The 17,138-nt window shown below is 48.1% G+C and carries 20 protein-coding genes; 17 read left to right on the forward strand and 3 right to left on the reverse strand.

Annotated elements, in window-relative coordinates; all coding sequences use genetic code 11:
- Window positions 1-36: 36 nt before the first annotated feature.
- The 8 genes from nikA (at window position 37) to AC5SLM_RS04210 (ending at window position 8,245) form a co-directional block, all read left to right on the forward strand.
- Entirely contained in the window at window positions 37-1,647 is a 1,611-nt protein-coding gene (gene nikA, locus AC5SLM_RS04175; RefSeq protein ID WP_495249675.1) for a nickel ABC transporter substrate-binding protein, read from the forward strand.
- 57 nt (window positions 1,648-1,704) lie between these two features.
- Window positions 1,705-2,640 carry a nickel ABC transporter permease subunit NikB gene (nikB, locus tag AC5SLM_RS04180; protein WP_495249676.1) on the forward strand — a complete coding sequence of 312 codons (936 nt, stop codon included), beginning with the start codon at window positions 1,705-1,707 and terminating at the stop codon, window positions 2,638-2,640.
- 1 nt (window position 2,641) lies between these two features.
- Window positions 2,642-3,466 (forward strand): nickel/cobalt ABC transporter permease, encoded by an 825-nt coding sequence (gene opp1C / locus AC5SLM_RS04185; RefSeq protein WP_495249677.1) that lies wholly within the window; start codon window positions 2,642-2,644, stop codon window positions 3,464-3,466.
- Window positions 3,467-4,282: an ABC transporter ATP-binding protein gene (locus AC5SLM_RS04190; RefSeq protein WP_495249678.1), complete on the forward strand. Its 816-nt coding sequence runs from the start codon at window positions 3,467-3,469 to the stop codon at window positions 4,280-4,282.
- On the forward strand, window positions 4,273-5,037 hold the full coding sequence (locus AC5SLM_RS04195; RefSeq protein WP_495249679.1) for an ABC transporter ATP-binding protein: 765 nt from the start codon (window positions 4,273-4,275) through the stop codon (window positions 5,035-5,037). The genes AC5SLM_RS04190 and AC5SLM_RS04195 overlap by 10 nt, the downstream gene beginning before the upstream one ends.
- Window positions 5,034-6,338 (forward strand): MATE family efflux transporter, encoded by a 1,305-nt coding sequence (locus tag AC5SLM_RS04200; RefSeq protein ID WP_495249680.1) that lies wholly within the window; start codon window positions 5,034-5,036, stop codon window positions 6,336-6,338. The genes AC5SLM_RS04195 and AC5SLM_RS04200 overlap by 4 nt, the downstream gene beginning before the upstream one ends.
- Window positions 6,339-6,428: 90 nt before the next feature.
- Window positions 6,429-7,595, forward strand: coding sequence for an OprD family outer membrane porin (locus tag AC5SLM_RS04205; protein WP_495249681.1), 1,167 nt, complete (start codon window positions 6,429-6,431; stop codon window positions 7,593-7,595).
- Window positions 7,596-7,726: 131 nt separating this feature from the next.
- A complete protein-coding gene (locus AC5SLM_RS04210; protein ID WP_495249682.1) occupies window positions 7,727-8,245 on the forward strand; it encodes a hypothetical protein in 519 nt (172 codons plus the stop codon).
- On the opposite strand, the gene AC5SLM_RS04215 is transcribed toward AC5SLM_RS04210, so the two are convergent.
- On the reverse strand, window positions 8,246-9,340 hold the full coding sequence (locus AC5SLM_RS04215; protein ID WP_495249683.1) for an HD-GYP domain-containing protein: 1,095 nt from the start codon (window positions 9,338-9,340) through the stop codon (window positions 8,246-8,248). It abuts the gene before it with no gap.
- Between the two features lie 231 nt (window positions 9,341-9,571).
- On the opposite strand from AC5SLM_RS04215, the gene citC reads away from it, so the two are divergent.
- The 9 genes from citC (at window position 9,572) to AC5SLM_RS04260 (ending at window position 16,393) form a co-directional block, all read left to right on the forward strand.
- Window positions 9,572-10,597, forward strand: a complete 1,026-nt coding sequence (gene citC, locus AC5SLM_RS04220; RefSeq protein WP_495249684.1) for a [citrate (pro-3S)-lyase] ligase — start codon at window positions 9,572-9,574, stop codon at window positions 10,595-10,597.
- Window positions 10,581-10,874 carry a citrate lyase acyl carrier protein gene (gene citD / locus AC5SLM_RS04225; RefSeq protein WP_495249685.1) on the forward strand — a complete coding sequence of 98 codons (294 nt, stop codon included), beginning with the start codon at window positions 10,581-10,583 and terminating at the stop codon, window positions 10,872-10,874. Before citC ends, citD begins: the two co-directional genes overlap by 17 nt.
- Before the next feature lie 14 nt (window positions 10,875-10,888).
- Complete coding sequence (locus AC5SLM_RS04230) at window positions 10,889-11,758, forward strand: aldolase/citrate lyase family protein (protein ID WP_495249686.1); 870 nt, start codon at window positions 10,889-10,891, stop codon at window positions 11,756-11,758.
- Entirely contained in the window at window positions 11,745-13,214 is a 1,470-nt protein-coding gene (gene citF, locus AC5SLM_RS04235) for a citrate lyase subunit alpha (protein ID WP_495249687.1), read from the forward strand. Before AC5SLM_RS04230 ends, citF begins: the two co-directional genes overlap by 14 nt.
- On the forward strand, window positions 13,189-13,686 hold the full coding sequence (gene citX, locus AC5SLM_RS04240; RefSeq protein WP_495249688.1) for a citrate lyase holo-[acyl-carrier protein] synthase: 498 nt from the start codon (window positions 13,189-13,191) through the stop codon (window positions 13,684-13,686). The genes citF and citX overlap by 26 nt, the downstream gene beginning before the upstream one ends.
- A complete protein-coding gene (gene citG / locus AC5SLM_RS04245) occupies window positions 13,664-14,452 on the forward strand; it encodes a triphosphoribosyl-dephospho-CoA synthase CitG (protein WP_495249689.1) in 789 nt (262 codons plus the stop codon). The genes citX and citG overlap by 23 nt, the downstream gene beginning before the upstream one ends.
- A 78-nt stretch (window positions 14,453-14,530) precedes the next feature.
- Window positions 14,531-15,031, forward strand: coding sequence for a QcrA and Rieske domain-containing protein (locus AC5SLM_RS04250; RefSeq protein ID WP_495249690.1), 501 nt, complete (start codon window positions 14,531-14,533; stop codon window positions 15,029-15,031).
- Complete coding sequence (locus tag AC5SLM_RS04255; RefSeq protein WP_495249691.1) at window positions 15,028-16,188, forward strand: cytochrome b; 1,161 nt, start codon at window positions 15,028-15,030, stop codon at window positions 16,186-16,188. The genes AC5SLM_RS04250 and AC5SLM_RS04255 overlap by 4 nt, the downstream gene beginning before the upstream one ends.
- Window positions 16,175-16,393, forward strand: coding sequence for a hypothetical protein (locus tag AC5SLM_RS04260; protein WP_495249692.1), 219 nt, complete (start codon window positions 16,175-16,177; stop codon window positions 16,391-16,393). Before AC5SLM_RS04255 ends, AC5SLM_RS04260 begins: the two co-directional genes overlap by 14 nt.
- 57 nt (window positions 16,394-16,450) lie before the next feature.
- Here the strand turns inward: AC5SLM_RS04260 and AC5SLM_RS04265 are convergent, their stop codons facing one another.
- Both AC5SLM_RS04265 and AC5SLM_RS04270 read right to left on the reverse strand, forming a co-directional pair.
- Entirely contained in the window at window positions 16,451-16,726 is a 276-nt protein-coding gene (locus tag AC5SLM_RS04265) for a helix-turn-helix domain-containing protein (RefSeq protein ID WP_495249693.1), read from the reverse strand.
- A complete protein-coding gene (locus AC5SLM_RS04270; RefSeq protein ID WP_495249694.1) occupies window positions 16,719-17,063 on the reverse strand; it encodes a type II toxin-antitoxin system RelE/ParE family toxin in 345 nt (114 codons plus the stop codon). The genes AC5SLM_RS04265 and AC5SLM_RS04270 overlap by 8 nt, the downstream gene beginning before the upstream one ends.
- Window positions 17,064-17,138: the final 75 nt, after the last annotated feature.

Here is a 17,138-nt window from a genome sequence, read left to right on the forward strand (position 1 = left end):
AACGATTTTCAAAATCAAACATTTTTAGGAGATTTCATGAAAAAATTCGGCCTCATTGTCGTCGTGCTGTTGGTGATTGCGGGGGGTGCATTCTTTATGTCGCCCAAAGCAGACACGGCACAAGCACAAACAGCCCCCTCAGTGCTTACCTTTGCCAACTTCCGCGACATTCGCGACCTAAACCCCCACCTCTATTCTGGCGAATTGTATGCTCAAAATATGCTCTTTGAATCCCTTGTGTTCATCGACAATGATGGCTCTTTTCAGCCGTGGCTTGCCAAGTCATGGACCATTTCTGAAGATGGCACAACGTACACCTTTACCCTTAGAGACGATGTCACCTTTCATGATGGTGAGCAGTTTAACGCGCAAGCGGCCAAAGCGAACATTGACGCCATCCTTAGTAACGTTCAGCGCCATGGGTGGCTAGAATCCGTGCGCCTCATGGACGCGGTGAACCAAAAAGGCGGGGAAGCGGTCAAGGTCACTGGCGAGTACGAACTCACCATCACCATGGCCGAAGCATACTACCCCTTTATGGTCGAACTTGGCGTTATTCGCCCTTTTCGTTTCATCTCTCCCAAGGCCTTTATTAATGGCACCACTAAAGAGGGTGTGAGCGCACTGAGTGGTACGGGAGCCTACGTGCTCAAAGAAAACCACAAAGACGAGTACGCGGTGTTTGAAACAAACCCCAACTACTGGGGTGAAAAACCCGCACTGGAGCGCATCGTGGTTAAAGTCATTCCTGATAATCAAACCCGCGTTATGGCCCTTGAGCGTGGCGAGATTGACTTGATTTTTGGTACCAACATGATTGACGCCCAAGCCTACAACCGCTTCTCATCCATGAAAGGCTTTAAAGGCGTGATGTCTGAACCCCTTTCCACCCGTATGCTGCTCATCAACACCGATGACCCCATCACGGGCGACTTGGCTGTGCGTCGCGCCCTTCAGCACGCTACCGACAAAGCCACTATTTCTGAGGCAATTTTTGCAAGCATCGAAAGTCCCGCACCTACGTTGTTTGCGCCAAGTGTGCCTTACGCGGACATCGGCTTAGAGCCTTATGGGTTTGATTATGCCAAAGCCGAGTCTTTGCTTGAAGAAGCAGGATGGGTGAAAAACGGAGAATACCGCGCCAAAGATGGCCAAGTGTTGGATGTGAAATTTTACTACAACAGCAACAATGTGGTAGATAAAACCATCGCCGAATTCATGCAAGGGGAAATGCGAAAAATCGGCATGAAGCTTGATATTATCGGCGAAGAAGAACAAGCCAACCGCGACCGCATGAAGGCGGGCAAATTCCAAATCATCTTCAATATCTCTTGGGGCACACCCTACGATCCCCACTCCTTCTTGGGTGCCATGCGCAAAGCGGGTGTTTATGGTGATTACTACGCACAACTTGGCATCGCCGACAAAGCGCTCATCGATGACACGATTTTAGAAGCCCTTGAGAGCACGGATGAGCTTAAACGCCAAGAGCATTACCGTTTTGTGTTGACCCGCTTGCACGAAGAAGCGGTTTATCTGCCCCTCACTTACGAGCGCAACCGCGCCATCTTTAATGAGAAGGTAGAAAACGTCGGCTTTAATATTTCCAAATACGAAGTGCCTTTTTCTAAAATGTCCCTTCGCTAATCTTCTCTGGGCGCGCTAAGGCGTGCCCTCCATTTTTACACAAAGGCTTAGCTCGTAATGCGCATTTATGTCCTCAAACGTTTATTAGCAACCATCCCCATGCTGTTTGCTATCTCTTTTATCGCCTTTATTCTCATTAGCCTTATCCCCTCCGACCCCGCCGAAGTGGCTTTGCGGGTCAATGAGATCATCCCTACCCCTGAAGCCATCCAAAGTATGCGCGAAGAGTTGGGATTAGATAGGGCTTTTTTAGTGCGGTATGTGCACTGGCTAGTCGACTGCTTGCACCTTGATTTTGGGACCTCTTATATCAATGGCAACCGTTTAGTGTACGATGAAATCGTGCGCAGTTTGCCCGCCACCCTCAAACTCGCATTGTTTGCGTTTGTGATTGTTATTGGTGTGAGTTTTCCCCTTGGGATTTTAAGCGCGGTGTATAAAAATTCATGGCTTGATAGCCTTTCACGGGTTTTTATTTTCGTCTTTACCGCTATTCCCAACTACTGGCTTGGGCTTTTGCTCATGTGGCTTTTTGCCATTTACTTTAACCTCTTGCCCACAAGCGGGGCGACCAGCTTTGCCCATTACATCTTGCCAGCGGTGACCCTTGCCATGACTTATGTTTCTACCTATGTGCGTCTCATTCGCACCAGTATGCTTGAAAACATGAAGGAAAATTACCTTTTTTACGCCCAAGTGCGAGGCCTTAGCCAACGTGCCATCGTGCTAAAACACCTCCTCTCCAACTCCCTCCACTCCACCATCACTGCCCTTGGCATGAGCTTTGTGCAACTGGTGGCGGGAACCTTTGTGATTGAGAGCATCTTTTCCATTCCAGGTATTGGAAGGCTGTGTATTACGGCGATTTTTAATCGGGATTATCCCATTATCCAAGCCTATATTTTGATGATGGGGTTGTTGTTTGTCTTTTGCAATCTTTTCATCGACATCCTCCAAGCCTACCTTGACCCCAAACAACGGCAAAGTGTATAACATGGTACAAAAACTTCTTTACGACAAACTGGGCCTTGGCGCTCTGATTATTCTCACTGTTGTCATGGTGATGGGCCTTTTTGCCCCCTTGTTTAGCCTCCATGACCCTCTAGCACAAAACATCATGATGAAATTTGCTAGTGCTTCAAGCACCTATCCTTTAGGCACTGACCATCTAGGTAGATGCGTCTACTCACGCTTGATTTACGGGATTCGCACGACTATTTTCTTGTCGGTATTGACCATGGTGTGCACCATTGGCATCGGCGTTGTGGTGGGGGTCATTTCAGGCTACTACCAAGGCAAAATCGATGAGCTCATCATGCGTTTTTGCGACATCATGCTCTCCTTTCCTAGCCAAGTGATGATTTTGGCCATTGTCGGTGTTTTGGGAGTGGGGATTGAAAACATCATCATCGCTAACATCCTCATCAAATGGACATGGTACGCGCGCATGATGCGGGGTATCACCGCCACGTACAACCAAAAAAACTACGTGCTCTACGCCAAAACCATCGGCAAAAGCGACAGTTGCATCATCCGCAAGCACATCATCCCCAACGTCTTGCCCGAAATCATCATCCTTGCCACGCTAGACATGGGTTGGGTGATTATCAACATTTCCATGCTCTCTTTCTTGGGTCTAGGCATCCAACCGCCTTCTCCTGAGTGGGGTGCCATGCTCAGTGAAGCCAAAAACACCCTCATGTCTCACCCTGAGCAAATGCTAGCTCCTGGCCTTGCTATCTTAGTCGTAGTGGCAAGTTTTAACATCCTTGGAGACACCTTGCGTGACATCCTTGACCCTAAAATGCAGGAGCGCTAGATGTTACATGTAAACAATCTCACCATTAGCGCACGCACCCGGCAGGGCTTGCAACCCTTAGTAAAAGATGTCTCTTTCTCCCTCCAAGCCAATCAATGCTTGGGTATTTTAGGGGAATCAGGCAGCGGCAAAAGCCTTACATGTAAAGCGGTCATGGGACTTTTGGGTGATGAGTTCGACGTACAAGGGGAGGTGCTTTTTCAAGGGCAAAACCTCCTTGTACTCCCTGAACACAAGCGGCGAAAACTACGCGGCAAGGAAATTTGCATGATGATTCAAAACGCCATGACGGCGTTTAATCCCCTCTTTACCCTTAAAAACCAACTCCTTGAAACCCTGCGCACTCATCTGGATGCACCAGACCCTGTGTTGCTAAAGCGGGTCTTAGAGGCTTTTGAAAAGATGAACCTCTACGAGGGCGAAACCCTCTTGCTCAAATACCCCCACCAACTCAGCGGTGGGATGCTCCAACGGGTGATGATTGCCCTGTGTATTGCGCTAAATCCCGTGATGATTATCGCCGATGAGCCCACCACGGCTATTGACGTGGTTAACCAAGTGGAAATCATCCAAGAGCTCAAAAAAGTGCGCGACTTGTTCCATACAACCATGATTTTCATCTCCCATGATTTAGGTGTTCTGAGTCAACTTTGCGACACTCTACTGGTCATGCACGAAGGCCAAAAGGTCGAACAAGGTAGCGTGCAAGAGATTATTTTTGCGCCCAAGGCACCCCAAACCCAGATGCTCATCCAAACCCGCCTTGAACTCTTACGCGCCTTTCATGCGTGCACGGAGGTGAGCCCATGCTCTTAAGAGTAAGCGACATCCACAAAGGCTACGCTAAAAGCAAAGGGCTCTTTGGCAAAACCATCACCCCTGTGCTTAAAGGAGTGAGCTTGGAGGTAGACTACGGAGAGTGTGTGGGACTCATCGGGGAATCAGGAAGCGGGAAAAGTACGCTGGGCAAGATTATCCTTGGGGTTGAAAAACCCGATGCGGGTACCATTGTCTTTGGAGGAAATGAGGGTAAAAAAGAGCTTAGCGTGGTCTTTCAAGACTACACCAGTTCGGCCAACCCCCGCTTGCGCGTCAAGCATATCCTAAGCGAACCCCTGAGAGAACGCGCCAAAAAACAGCGCGCTTACCTCGGCCATTTGTTACGCGAAGTGGGCTTGGATGAGCATTTTTTAGAGCGTTTTCCCCATCAACTCAGTGGCGGGCAACTCCAGCGTGTCTGCATCGCGCGCGCCCTTGCCACCAAACCTAAGTTTATCTTGCTTGATGAGGCGGTGAGCTCTTTGGATGTCTCCGTGCAACTCCAAATCCTCAAACTCCTCAAAGAGCTTAAGGAAAAATACCGCCTCTCCTATTTGTTCATCACCCATGATCTCATGAGCGTGACCTATTTGTGCGACCGCGTTATTTTCTTTAAAGAGGGCAACATCGTTGAAACCGTTAGCCATGTAAGCGCCTTGCATGGGGTCAAAGACCCCTATTCACGCTCTTTGCTCAACGCCGTCAAAGCCATGGAAATCCCTGATATGTGCCGTGCCAAGGTGTGCCAATGACCTACAAAGAATACTTAGTCGTTGCCCTTCCTTTGGTACTCTCCACCATCACCCAACCTCTTTTAGGCGCGGTGGACACAGCGGTGATTGGGCATTTAAACGAAGCGGCCTTTATCGGGGGTGTGGCCATTGGAACGGTGATTTTAAACACACTGTACTGGCTTTTTGGCTTTTTGCGCGTGAGCACTTCGGGATTTTCGGCGCAGTCTTTGGGCAGTGGTGTGGCACATGAGCGCGCGTTGGCCTATTTTCGTCCTTTGGTCTTAGCCCTTGGTGTTAGCTTCATCTTCGTCCTTCTTCAAGTACCCATTTTACAAGGGGCGTTTGTGCTCTATCAGCCCGAGGCCTTGGTGCTTGAGAGCGCCCAAACTTACTTTAGCATCCTCATTTGGGGTGCGCCGCTGGTGTTACTAGGGTATGTGAACCTTGGGTGGATTATGGGCCAACGGCTCATCCGCCAAACCCTCATCTTGCAAATCTCCACCAACGTGCTCAATATCGCCCTTGATATTCTCTTTGTGGTGGTGTGGGATTTTGGCGTGGAAGGGGTCGCTTACGCCACGCTCATCGCCTTGACCTACAGTTTTGTGGTGGGGCTTTGGATTATCTCGCGGGTCTTGGATTTGAAAGGATTTTTCTCCCTTAAAGCCCAGCTTTTGGAAACCCAACGGGTGAAAAAGATGATGGCGGTTAACGCGGACTTGATGATTCGCACCGCATGCTTGCTTATCATGACCAACCTGTTCATCGCCAAAGGCAATCGGTTCGGGGCGGAGCTTCTCGCGGCCAATGCCATTTTATTTCAACTCCAATATATCATTTGCTACTTTTACGACGGCCTTGCCAATGCTTCAAGCATCTTTGCGGGCAAAGCCGTGGGTGCCAAAGACAAGGAGGCTTACGCGCAGGTGTTGCGCATCTCCAATGTCATGATAGGGTGGGTAACCCTTTTTATTGCACTAACACTTTTGGTAGGGCAAAAGGAGATCGTGGGGCTTTTTACCAACATTGCGCAGGTGCAAGCCTTATGCTTAACCTACATGGGCTGGCTCATCTTGTTCCCTTTTGTCATAGGCACAGGTTTGGTTTATTATGGTCTTTTCACAGGGGCTACCTTCACCAAACCCATTCGTGACTCCATGATTGTGGCACTTTTGGTGTTTTTGGTGGCTTATTTTGCCCTCATTCCTCCCTTTGGAAACCACGGGCTTTGGGCCGCGTTTATCCTGTTTAGCCTCGTGCGTAGTTTTTATCTTTACCGAAAAAAGGAGGCATTGGAAAAAAGTTTTTCGTTTTCGTAAATCTTTACGCTATTAGCGTTTTGCAAACTGCCTTTTTTAAGAAGGCTATGCTTTGCACCTATCACTATACATACTATAAAAAGGAAAAAAATGAAATTTGCTCGACTTAGTCTCGCCGCTGTAACAACACTAGCGCTATCTTCTCAACTATTTGCCGCAGACACCCTTGCGGATGCTTTTAAAAATGGTAGCCTTTCGGGTGAAATCAAGGCTTTTTACTTTAACAAAGACAATGGCACCGACAGAGAAGACATTGTTGCCGCAGGCCTAATGTTAAAATACCTCACCGATGAATACATGGGCTTTAAAGCAGGCGCCACCTTCCAATCTAGCAGCACGCCTTTCATTGACGATGGAGGCAAAACAATGTTTCGCAACGACATGTGGGCCCAAGGTGCACAGCTTTCTGAAGCATACCTTTCCTACACCTTTGAAAAAACCACCGCCAAATACGGACGAATGTTCATGAGCACACCTTTGGTAGCCAGCAGTGGTTCACGCCTTATCCGTGAATCTTTTGAAGGCGCCCACATCACCAACACCAACGTCCCAAACACCGTATTAGGGGCAGTGTATGTGGATAAATTTCAAGCACGCACCGACAAAGATGGGGACGTGGGCAAATTTAAAAACTATAACGATGGTGCCTATTCCCTTTATGCCATCAATAAATCCATTCCCAACCTTACTCTTATTGGCGCATGGGCCCATATTGATGAGCAAACCGCCCAAAGTGATTTAAACATTTACTATGCTGAAGCCATTTATGCCAATAAACTTAACCAACTTGACTACAACCTTGCCGGCCAATACTGGGCCAACAAATACACCTCAGGTGCTAACGATTCCATCTATGCTTACGCCCTCAAAGCAGGGGCTAGCGCCCAGGGTCTGAGCGGTTACTTGGCGTATTCAAAAGTTTCTAACGACGATGCTCCAGGAGGCTACCTTGTCCATGGCGCGGGCAATGGTTCAGATACCATGTACACCTACTCGCTCATTGGGTCTTACAACTACGAACCCAACATGGAAGCTTATGCGCTTAGCCTAGACTACGCCCTTACCAGTGCAGCCAAAGTTGGCACGCTTTATGTGCATACTGACACGAGCAGCGAGAAAGTCTCTTACACAGGCTTTTATGCTTCTTACGGTTTTGGAGGATTTCTTAAAGGACTCAGCGTTTCAGGACAATACGAAACCATCGGAAAAGACAAAGACGGTGACCAATTTCGTTTTCGTGGAACCTATAAATTCTAAAATCTTAAGCCCAAACACCCCTCAGAGGGTGTTGCTTGGGCGCTAGATAAAAGTGGTGCGTTCTCGTAAGTTCTCTCTTTTTGAAATAATAAATAATTATCATTTAACTTAGATTTTTGTATCATACCTTTATGAAAAAAATAATCCTATACACTCTCTTGGGTGCCCTTGTTCTCTTGCTTGGCTTTTCGGCGTACCAAGAAGCAACAAAAACAGGTGCCGCCACAAAACGTCTCCCTTGCCACCAAGGGGTTACCGTTTTTGAGCGCGTGCATGATGCCAAAGCGCTTGCTAGTATCGCTACCCAAACGCGCACGCTTAGTGCTTCCTTGCACCTTTCTCCCGCTTCTTATAAAACCTCCACACTCTTTACTCTTGTCCCCAAAACAACAATCGAAGCTTCCGTAGAGGAGGTTTTTGGTGCACCCCTCACCACCCGCTTGCCTTTACATGTAGAGATAACCGTTGTAGAAAATGACACCTTGGATCCCGGCAAGAAAAACCCCGACGCCAAGAGTTTTTTAGGCTATATCCACGCAAAATTTTACAGCCAAGAAACACTGATATACCAAGTTCAAGTGGATTTTTTGAACCACGAAGCGATACCACGCACCCTTGCGTGCATCCGTGATTCTTTTATGAGTTTGTAGTTAATCTTCCAAATGCAAGCGGATTTGAACAATCTTCTCTTCGTTTTTTAAAAACGCATCCACCACGTCTGCATCAAACTGAACGCCTTGGAGTTCTTCAATATACTCCAACGAACGCTCCGTACTCCACGGTTCCTTATAAGGGCGTCGCGAGGTCAATGCGTCAAACACATCCGTCACTGCAACAATGCGCCCCTCTAGGGAAATCTCTTTGCCTTTTTTACCATCGGGATACCCGCCGCCTGCCACTTTTTCGTGGTGGTCTCTGGCGATATTTGCCGCCATGGTTAAGACTTCATCCTCTGGGTCTTTAAGAAGGTTATAACCAATCATCGCATGGGTCTTTACGACAATAAACTCTTCGCTTGTTAACAATCCTGGCTTTTTAATGATGGAATCAGGGATACCGATTTTGCCGATGTCATGCATGGGGGCGGTGAGCCGAAGAAGTTGGCAAAAGGCCTCATCACGCCCCAGTGTTTGAGCCACAAGCTCACTGTAAAGCCCTACTCTTTTGGTGTGAGCGGAGGTTTCGTTGTCTTTAAACTCTGCTGCTTCGGTCAGTTTGTTGATGATTTTAAATTGGCTAGTTTGAAGTTTTTGGTGCAAGATGGCATTTTCTAACGAAACACTGGCGTAGTTTCCAATCAAAATCAACAATTCCGCATCAATAGTCGTAAAAACACCGTCGCGTTTATTGAGTGCTTGAAACACGCCGATGGCTTCCCCGTGGTAATTGAGCAACGGTACTGCCACAATATTTTTTGTCACATACCCTGTTTGCTGATCAATGCTTGCATTGAAGCGAAAATCCTTGTACGCGTCCACCACGATTTGCACTTCTTTGGATAAAATCGCCTTTCCGACTACGCCAAAATCGGCATCAACAGTGATTTTTTCCACACCATGGGCAACCTTCGTCCACAGCGTGTGCGTCTCTTTGTCGTACACAAAAATAGAACACCGGTCCGCGCCCACAATATCCCTGCCCGTATCACGCAGAATCGTTAAAATCTCCATGAGATCGGTTTTCGTGCTAATAAGGCTTCCAAGTTTTAGCAACATGTACAGTTGTTCAGAAAGAAGAGGTTGCATGGGAAAGCCTTTTGTAATTGGACTAGCGCACGTGTTGTGACATTATTGTTTGCATTTTATAGTAAGTATTCTTAATTATTTAACCGCCATCGGGCAGGTTTTTGGAAAAAAGTATTGAAAACATATTTCACCACAAATACCCTTGCTAGTTTACATGTAACAAAGTAATTTTTTGCGTTTATGCCGCAACGAGGCGCAACGTGTTATAATGCGAAAATGAGGAAAACGTGAATGACATCAGGGATAAAATTTAACGAATTTGACAGCACCAACACGCGGCGCGTCAAAAAAGTTAACGCGTTTTTAGACACCGCAGGGCTAGACCCCTCACCCGACATCGAAGTTTATGTCAGCGCCAAAGAAGGCGAAGAGATGATTGCGTGTGGCGGCTTGTCAGGAAACGTGCTAAAGTGCATCGCCGTTGCCCCGCACAAGCGCGGCGAGGGTTTGATTTTAACTGTCATGACGCACTTGTTAAACGCGGCTTACGCGCGAGAACGAAAAGAACTTTTCTTGTTTAGCAAGCCCAAATACCTCTCCTTTTTTGAAGAATGCGGGTTTCATCTCATCGAGCAATGCAACGATGAAATCATGCTCATGGAAAACACCCACAATTTAGCCTTATATAAAAAAGAGTTGGCGACACACAAAAAAGAAGGCGAGGTCATCGGCTCCATCGTGATGAATGCCAATCCTTTCACCCTAGGGCATCAGTATTTGGTCACCGAAGCGGCTAAACGCTCCTCCTGGCTCCATCTTTTTGTGGTCAAAGAAGACGCGAGCGCCTTTGCTTTTAAAGACAGACTTGCACTCATTCGACAAGGGGTCGCGCACCTTCCAAACGTCACGGTGCATGAAGGTTCCGACTACATCATCTCCAAAGCCACATTTCCGACCTATTTTATTAAAGACAAGGGCCGCATCGACGCGTTGCACGCTATGTTGGATTTGTCTATCTTTAAACACCACCTCGCGCCCGTCCTTGGTATCACACACCGCTTTGTAGGGACAGAACCTTACTGCAAACTCACCAACCACTACAACCAAACCATGAAAGTTCTATTAGAAAAAGAAGAAGACACCCCGCCTATCCATGTCGTAGAGATAGAACGCATGACCTTTGAGCACCAAGCCATATCCGCCTCCCGCGTCAGAGCGTTGTTAGTACAAAAAAACTATGAGGAACTTTCCCACATCGTCCCTCATACCACACTGGAGTTTCTCATGAAAGAGGTAGCAAATGACGCAAATTACTAGCTGTGGATACGCTGGAACCTTAGAATCTAGCGATGTCCTCATCCAAATAGAACCTGCCCAAACCATCGAAATTTCTTTGGTGAGCAGTGTTGAAGAGCTTTACGGAGAAGAGATCAAAGCCCTTGTGTACCGTGTACTTGAAAAGATGGGCATTAGCGCTGTGAAAGTGGACATTAACGACAAAGGGGCGCTTGATTATGTGATTAAAGCACGCTTGCAAGCGGCCTTGTTGCGCGCCATGACAGATGGGGATACACCAGATTGGAGCTTACTGTGAAACTACGAAGAAGCATGCTATTTGTCCCTGGTTCAAACACTGCCATGGTCTGCAACGCGTTTATCTACAAACCCGACACGGTGATGTTTGACTTGGAAGATTCGGTGGCGGTGAGTGAAAAAGATGCTGCTAGAATCATGGTCTACCATGCCTTGCAACACTTCACCTACGCCGACGTAGAGACCGCCGTGAGGGTCAATCCCCTAGAGAGTCCTTACGGGCTTTTGGATTTAGAAGCGGTCATTAGAGCGGGCGTTGACATCATCAGGCTCCCTAAAACCGACACCGTGGAAGATGTTTTAGAGATGCAAAAAGCCATTGAGGCTATTGAAAAAAAGATAGGGAGCACCAAGGAGACAAAGCTTTTAGCCGCTATCGAAAGCGCACTGGGCGTTGTCAATGCCGTAGACATTGCCAGGTGTAGCAAACGGCTCATGGGCATCGCCCTTGGCGCGGAAGATTTTGTCAGAGACTTGCGCACACAACGCACCAAAGAAGGGTTAGAACTCACCGCCGCAAGAGCACAAATCCTCCTCGCCGCGCGCGCCGCCAAAATCAACGCCTTTGATTCTATCTTTTCTGATGTCAAAGACAAAGAGGGGTTTATTCGGGAAGTGAGTTACATCAAAGGCTTAGGGTTTGATGGAAAATCCTTGGTCAACCCCAACCAGATTTCAACACTCCACGCCATCTACGCCCCTTCTCCCAAAGAAATCGAGTGGGCATTGGAAGTGCTAGAAGCGTCCGAGAATGCAAAAAAACACCACCTTGGCGTCATCTCCATCGACGGGAAAATGGTCGATGCACCCATCATTGCAAGAGCCCAGTGGGTGATAGACTTAGCAAACGCTTCAGGCGTGATGGGGGATTATGAAAATGCATAAGCTAGCAGTGTACCAGCCCTTTACCAAAGAGGTCAAAGAAGAAAACCGTTCGGGAAAGATTTGCCCAAGCATCGAAGAGGCTATCCAAAAATCGGGCTTGAAAGATGGCATGACCATCTCCTTTCACCATGCCTTTCGCGGGGGAGATAAGGTGCTTAACTTGGTTATGGACGTCATCGCTAAGATGGGCTTCAAAGACCTCACCATGGCGTCAAGCTCTTTAGCTTCGGTGCACGATGAACTCATCGAACACATCAAAAACGGCGTCGTGACCAACATTTACACCTCAGGGCTTCGTAGCGCGCTTGGAGAGGCTATCTCTTATGGGCTCTTGGACAAGCCGGTTCAGATTCACTCCCACGGGGGCAGGGTTCACCTGTTAGAAACGGGCGAATTAACCATAGACGTGGCGTTTATTGGTGTACCTTGCATCGACAAATTTGGCAATGCCAGTGGTTACAAAGGACGCTCAAAATGCGGTTCCCTAGGCTACGCCATGAGCGACGCGCATTACGCGCATTACGTGGTTGCCCTGAGCGAAAGCTTGGAAGAGTACCCCAACATGCCCGCGTCCATTTCCCAAGATCAGGTGGATTGCATCGTGTTGGTAGATGAAGTGGGAGATCCAAGCAAAATCGGTGAAGGGGCTACGCGCATGACCACCAACCCCAAAGAGTTGCTACTCGCCAGACGCACCGCGCGGGTCATCGAACACTCAGGTTTGTTTAAAAACGGTTTTTCCTTGCAAACAGGCACGGGCGGCGCTTCCCTTGCGACCACCATCTTTTTGAGTGAAAAAATGGAAGAGAAGAACATCAAAGCGAGTTTTGGCCTAGGGGGCATCACAGGAACGATGGTTTACATGCTTAAACGTGGCCTCATCGCAAAACTCCTAGACGTACAGAGTTTTGATGAATTTGCCGCCAAGTCCTTAGGCGAAAACCCAAACCACATCGAAATCAGCGCCAACGAATACGCCAATCCTAGTTCCAAAGGGGCGGCCGTGCGCCAGCTTGATGTTGTCGTACTGAGTGCCCTTGAGATTGATGTCAACTTTAACGTCAACGTCATCACGGGCTCCAAAGGCTTGCTTCGAGGGGCCAGTGGCGGACACAGCGACACCGCAGCCGAAGCCAAACTGGCCATCATCGTCGCACCCCTCACGCGGGGCAGAATTCCCACCGTGCGTAGCCGCGTCAACACCATCGTCACGCCAGGGGAAAGTGTGGATGTGTTTGTCTCTGACCAAGGCATCGCCGTGCATCCGCGAAACGTTGAGCTTAAACAGCGCCTCATCAAAGCGGGCCTTACTATCGTGGACATCGAAGCCTTGCATGAGCGCGCCATCGCCTTGTGTGGCCAACCCCAAAAGATACGCCACACCGACAAGGTCGTAGCGCACATTCGCTACCGTGATGGCTCGATTATCGATGAAATCAAACAATTGGCTCGATAGTATTCTTGCCAACAAAGACGCAAGGGTTCACAAACAGCGGGAGTTGATCAAGCGGTTCAACTCTCCCCTGTTAAGCCTCACGCTCAACATCCCCGGCCCCATCAAAAACAGCGAAGAAGCCAAATACATTTTTGACGCCGCCCTTGAGGAGATTGCCACGTACCCGTTTTTAGTGCACGAACGCGTCTTTACATGTAAAGAAACAGGGTACGAAGCCCTTTTTGCCTTACATGTAAAGGCGCACACCCTCAAAACCCTTACATGTAAGAGTGAAGAACGCCATCCTTTAGGACGGTTTATGGACCTAGACGTGATTGACGTGGACGGTACTATCCTCTCGCGAGAACACCCCCGAACCTGTTTTTTGTGCGACGCACCCGCCAAAGCCTGCGCAAGAAGCCAACAACACCCCCTTCACGCGTTGCTAGATTTCATCAAAGAAAGTGTTGATGCTTACCGCGCTAGCCTATGAAGCCCTCATCAAAGAGGTAGAACTCACACCAAAGCCTGGCCTTGTGGACAAAGCCAACAACGGAAGCCACCGCGACATGACCTTGGAAACCTTTTACCGCAGTGCAAAGGCTATCGCTCCTTTTGTCGCCACGTTCCTTACATGTAAGGGTGATTTTGCCGCTCTTCGCGAAGCGGGAAAAGCGTGTGAGGGTGCGATGTTTGAAGCCACAGGGGGCATCAACACCCACAAAGGGATGATTTTCTCCCTCGCGGTCATTTGCGGTGCCATCGGGAGCGTGGGCTACAAAGATATGGTCGCATTACAAAAGGAGATACAACACCTTTGCCGCGACCTCGTGCAACACGACTTAGGGGAGATTAAAACGCCCAAAACCCATGGGGAACGCTTTTACTTGCAAACCAATGCCACAGGCATCCGTGGCGAAGCGGCCGCGGGGTATCCCACACTGTTTCAAAAATCTCTCCCTTTTTTCGCCCAACACCACAAACACTACGGCGAAGATGTAGCATTAAAATTGACCCTGCTATTACTCATGAGCGAAACTCAAGATAGCACTCTTTTTGCCCGCGGTGGCCTTGAAGGGTTGGCCTTTGTGCAAGAAGAAGCCAAAAAATGCTTACATGTAAGGGGGGCGGAGGCGCTTGACGCGGCACTAGAAACCTTTGATGTAGCGTGCATCCAGCGCAACCTAAGCCCGGGAGGAAGTGCGGATTTGTTGGGGTTGACGTGGTTTTTGCACGGGCTTAGAGAACTTCGATGTTAGTTTTGCTAAAATGCGTCCACGAAAGCCTTTTTCTCGCCCAAGAAGGTTACGCATACACCGTGGACGCAAAGGGATGTTTTGATAGATAAAAACCGAAGACTGGTCAATTACTCTTTGCTCGCCCTTGCAGGGACGGGAGGGTACTTTACCGCCGGAACGCTTTTTGGCTCCCTCGAACCTCCCAAAAAAGCCCTTTTAGAAGCCGCGACCCTCATCGACACCGCCACTTTGCCCCCCAACACTGTCTCTTTTTTTTCGTGGCTGAAAAGGCCTATTTTTATTTTCAAACACGATGCTTCCGTGCCTTTTGACCCCAAGCGCGATGTGGCTATTGGTGCGTACTTTTACACCATCATGATAGGTATTTGCACCCATCTGGGCTGTGTGCCAAAGTACGAAGAGGTCACCAAAGAGTTCGTGTGCCCTTGCCATCAAGGCTATTTTGACCTCCACGGCTACGCCCTAAGAGGGCCTGTTTCAAAGCCCTTAGAGATTCCCCCTTTTAATGTTCAAGGGGAGCTATTGCTCATCGGCCAAGCGGGCGAAGCCTACACGCAACTCATGGAGGCTAACGGATGAAATGGCGCATTCCTAACTTCAACCTTTTGCTTTACACAGGCACGCTCATGGTGGCGCTGTTTATCCTCATGGCCATCTCAGGTATTTTTCTGGCCATGCACTACAAGCCCGATGGCGCCCTTGCTTTTGAGAGTGTCAATACCATCATCATGCACGAAGTTCCCTACGGCTGGCTGTGGCGCAACATCCACGCCATGGGCTCGACGCTCTTTTTTTGGTTGCTCTACATTCACCTTTTAGGGATGCTTTACCTTGGGTTTTACAAGCACGGCAAGCGGATTTACTGGTACAATGGCATGGCACTGTACGTGTGCTTTGTCATCATCGGCTTCACAGGCTACGTGCTTCCTATGGGCCAGATGAGCTACTGGGCGGCGCAAGTCATCACCAGTCTGCTAGCCTACATTCCAGGAGCGGGCGAAGACATCATGCGCCTTGTGCGGGGTGATTTTGCGGTCAGCGATGTGACGCTGTTGCGCTTTTATGTGGTGCATATCATCGTGATGCCCCTTTGTATCATTGGTATTTTGCTCTTTCATGCGGACTTTTTCAAATGGCACGCCACCACAAAGCTTTCCTTTAACCGCAAAGGCTTACATGTAACCAAAGAACCCCGCTTTAGCAAAAGCGCCCAACCGCCCAAAGAGGCTAAACCGTTTTTTTCTAACGCCGTACTCAAACCCTTGTTGGCATGTTCTGTGTTTTTTGCGTTCTTTTTTTACTGTGCCTTTTTTCATCCCTATCTAGCCCTGGATCCTCTCAATATGATGCCAGCCAACCCCATCGACACGCCCGCGCACATCTACCCTGAGTGGTATTTTTTGTGGATGCTGCAACCGCTAAAGAGTTTTTTCTTTGATATTGGACCGATTAAAGGTGCGTATGTGGGGATGGTGTGCCTCGTGGTGGCCAATGCGGGGCTTATCTTTTTGCCCCTGCTAGACAAAAACCCGCGCCGTGTTCCTGCCCATGAGCGGCCCTATTTTCGCTGGTGGTTTTGGACGCTCGTGGTGTGCCTTGTGGCACTCACCGTCCTTGGCAAACTTCCTACTACGCCTGTGGGATTGTGGCTTGGCATGGGGTTTTCTACGGTGCTAATGGGCTTGTTTTTTATCTTGCCGTGGCTCTCACGAAAGGAATACGATGCCAAATCTTAAAATCTTTTGGGTGATTGTTGGCATTAGTGCTGTGATGGTCTTGGGACTGGAGTGGTTGCCAAGTTTTTTTGAAGCACGCGCCCCCTATCCTCAGCCCCAAGACGCCAGCGCACAAACACGCGTAGGCCTTGGCATCATCAGCTACTTTGTCTTGCTCTCTGTGCTGATTTACATCAAGATTCTTCTGCAACGGCCGAAGCAGTAACCTTTACATGTAAGGCTTTAAACCCTTTGTGTATTGTGCCTCCGCTAACCTTGTCCTCTATACCAGTTCTACCTTAAGTTTTTTTCCCATAATATGCGCAAAGTGCTGCAAAGTCGATAGTCTAATATCTTGAGCATGGTTTTCTATTCGTGAAACGGCAGATTTTTTTGTATGAAGTTCTAATGCAATTTGCTCTTGTGTTAGTCCACTCTCTTTTCTTGCTTGTTTTAGCATTTCACCGATTTTAAAATCAGCATAACCGTTGTCAAAGTTTTTTTCAAACTCTTTATCTGTTTTTTTTCTTTTATTGATGTATTTTTGCAAATCACTCATTTTTAAGATACTCCTTTCGTCTTTGTTGTGCCAAGCCTATTTCAGATTTTGGAACTTTCTGGTCTTTCTTCTTAAAGCCATTTGTCAGCACCACAAATGTGCCCTTGTGCTCAAAACCCAATAATCTAAAATGATTTTTACCTATTTGAGCTCTAATTTCTATAATTCCATCCGTGTTGTGTAGTTGCTTATAGTATTTCGTAGAGACTTGCTCTAAATCTTCTACAAGGCTTAACACCCAAGCAATTTTTTGTGCCTCTTTTGAAGATAAGCTATCTAAAAAATCTTCAATCGGAGATTTGCCTGATAGAAGTTTGTAAAATCTAATTTCTTTCATAGGCAAAATGTTAACACAAATGTTAACTTTTTGCAAGAGCAGGACATAGACTCAAAATTATATGGTGTATAGCTG

The sequence above is a fragment of the Sulfurospirillum sp. HTRB-L1 genome (assembly GCF_059415125.1).

Excerpts from the sequence above, each read along its gene's own strand:
- nikA (WP_495249675.1), top strand. The coding sequence starts at position 37 with ATGAAAAAATTCGGCCTCATTGTCGTCGTGCTGTTGGTGATTGCGGGG.
- nikB (WP_495249676.1), top strand. The coding sequence starts at position 1,705 with ATGCGCATTTATGTCCTCAAACGTTTATTAGCAACCATCCCCATGCTG.
- opp1C (WP_495249677.1), top strand. The coding sequence starts at position 2,642 with ATGGTACAAAAACTTCTTTACGACAAACTGGGCCTTGGCGCTCTGATT.
- AC5SLM_RS04190 (WP_495249678.1), top strand. The coding sequence starts at position 3,467 with ATGTTACATGTAAACAATCTCACCATTAGCGCACGCACCCGGCAGGGC.
- AC5SLM_RS04195 (WP_495249679.1), top strand. The coding sequence starts at position 4,273 with ATGCTCTTAAGAGTAAGCGACATCCACAAAGGCTACGCTAAAAGCAAA.
- AC5SLM_RS04200 (WP_495249680.1), top strand. The coding sequence starts at position 5,034 with ATGACCTACAAAGAATACTTAGTCGTTGCCCTTCCTTTGGTACTCTCC.
- AC5SLM_RS04205 (WP_495249681.1), top strand. The coding sequence starts at position 6,429 with ATGAAATTTGCTCGACTTAGTCTCGCCGCTGTAACAACACTAGCGCTA.
- AC5SLM_RS04210 (WP_495249682.1), top strand. The coding sequence starts at position 7,727 with ATGAAAAAAATAATCCTATACACTCTCTTGGGTGCCCTTGTTCTCTTG.
- AC5SLM_RS04215 (WP_495249683.1), bottom strand. The coding sequence starts at position 9,340 with ATGCAACCTCTTCTTTCTGAACAACTGTACATGTTGCTAAAACTTGGA.
- citC (WP_495249684.1), top strand. The coding sequence starts at position 9,572 with ATGACATCAGGGATAAAATTTAACGAATTTGACAGCACCAACACGCGG.
- citD (WP_495249685.1), top strand. The coding sequence starts at position 10,581 with ATGACGCAAATTACTAGCTGTGGATACGCTGGAACCTTAGAATCTAGC.
- AC5SLM_RS04230 (WP_495249686.1), top strand. The coding sequence starts at position 10,889 with ATGCTATTTGTCCCTGGTTCAAACACTGCCATGGTCTGCAACGCGTTT.
- citF (WP_495249687.1), top strand. The coding sequence starts at position 11,745 with ATGAAAATGCATAAGCTAGCAGTGTACCAGCCCTTTACCAAAGAGGTC.
- citX (WP_495249688.1), top strand. The coding sequence starts at position 13,189 with ATGAAATCAAACAATTGGCTCGATAGTATTCTTGCCAACAAAGACGCA.
- citG (WP_495249689.1), top strand. The coding sequence starts at position 13,664 with ATGCTTACCGCGCTAGCCTATGAAGCCCTCATCAAAGAGGTAGAACTC.
- AC5SLM_RS04255 (WP_495249691.1), top strand. The coding sequence starts at position 15,028 with ATGAAATGGCGCATTCCTAACTTCAACCTTTTGCTTTACACAGGCACG.
- AC5SLM_RS04260 (WP_495249692.1), top strand. The coding sequence starts at position 16,175 with ATGCCAAATCTTAAAATCTTTTGGGTGATTGTTGGCATTAGTGCTGTG.
- AC5SLM_RS04265 (WP_495249693.1), bottom strand. The coding sequence starts at position 16,726 with ATGAGTGATTTGCAAAAATACATCAATAAAAGAAAAAAAACAGATAAA.
- AC5SLM_RS04270 (WP_495249694.1), bottom strand. The coding sequence starts at position 17,063 with ATGAAAGAAATTAGATTTTACAAACTTCTATCAGGCAAATCTCCGATT.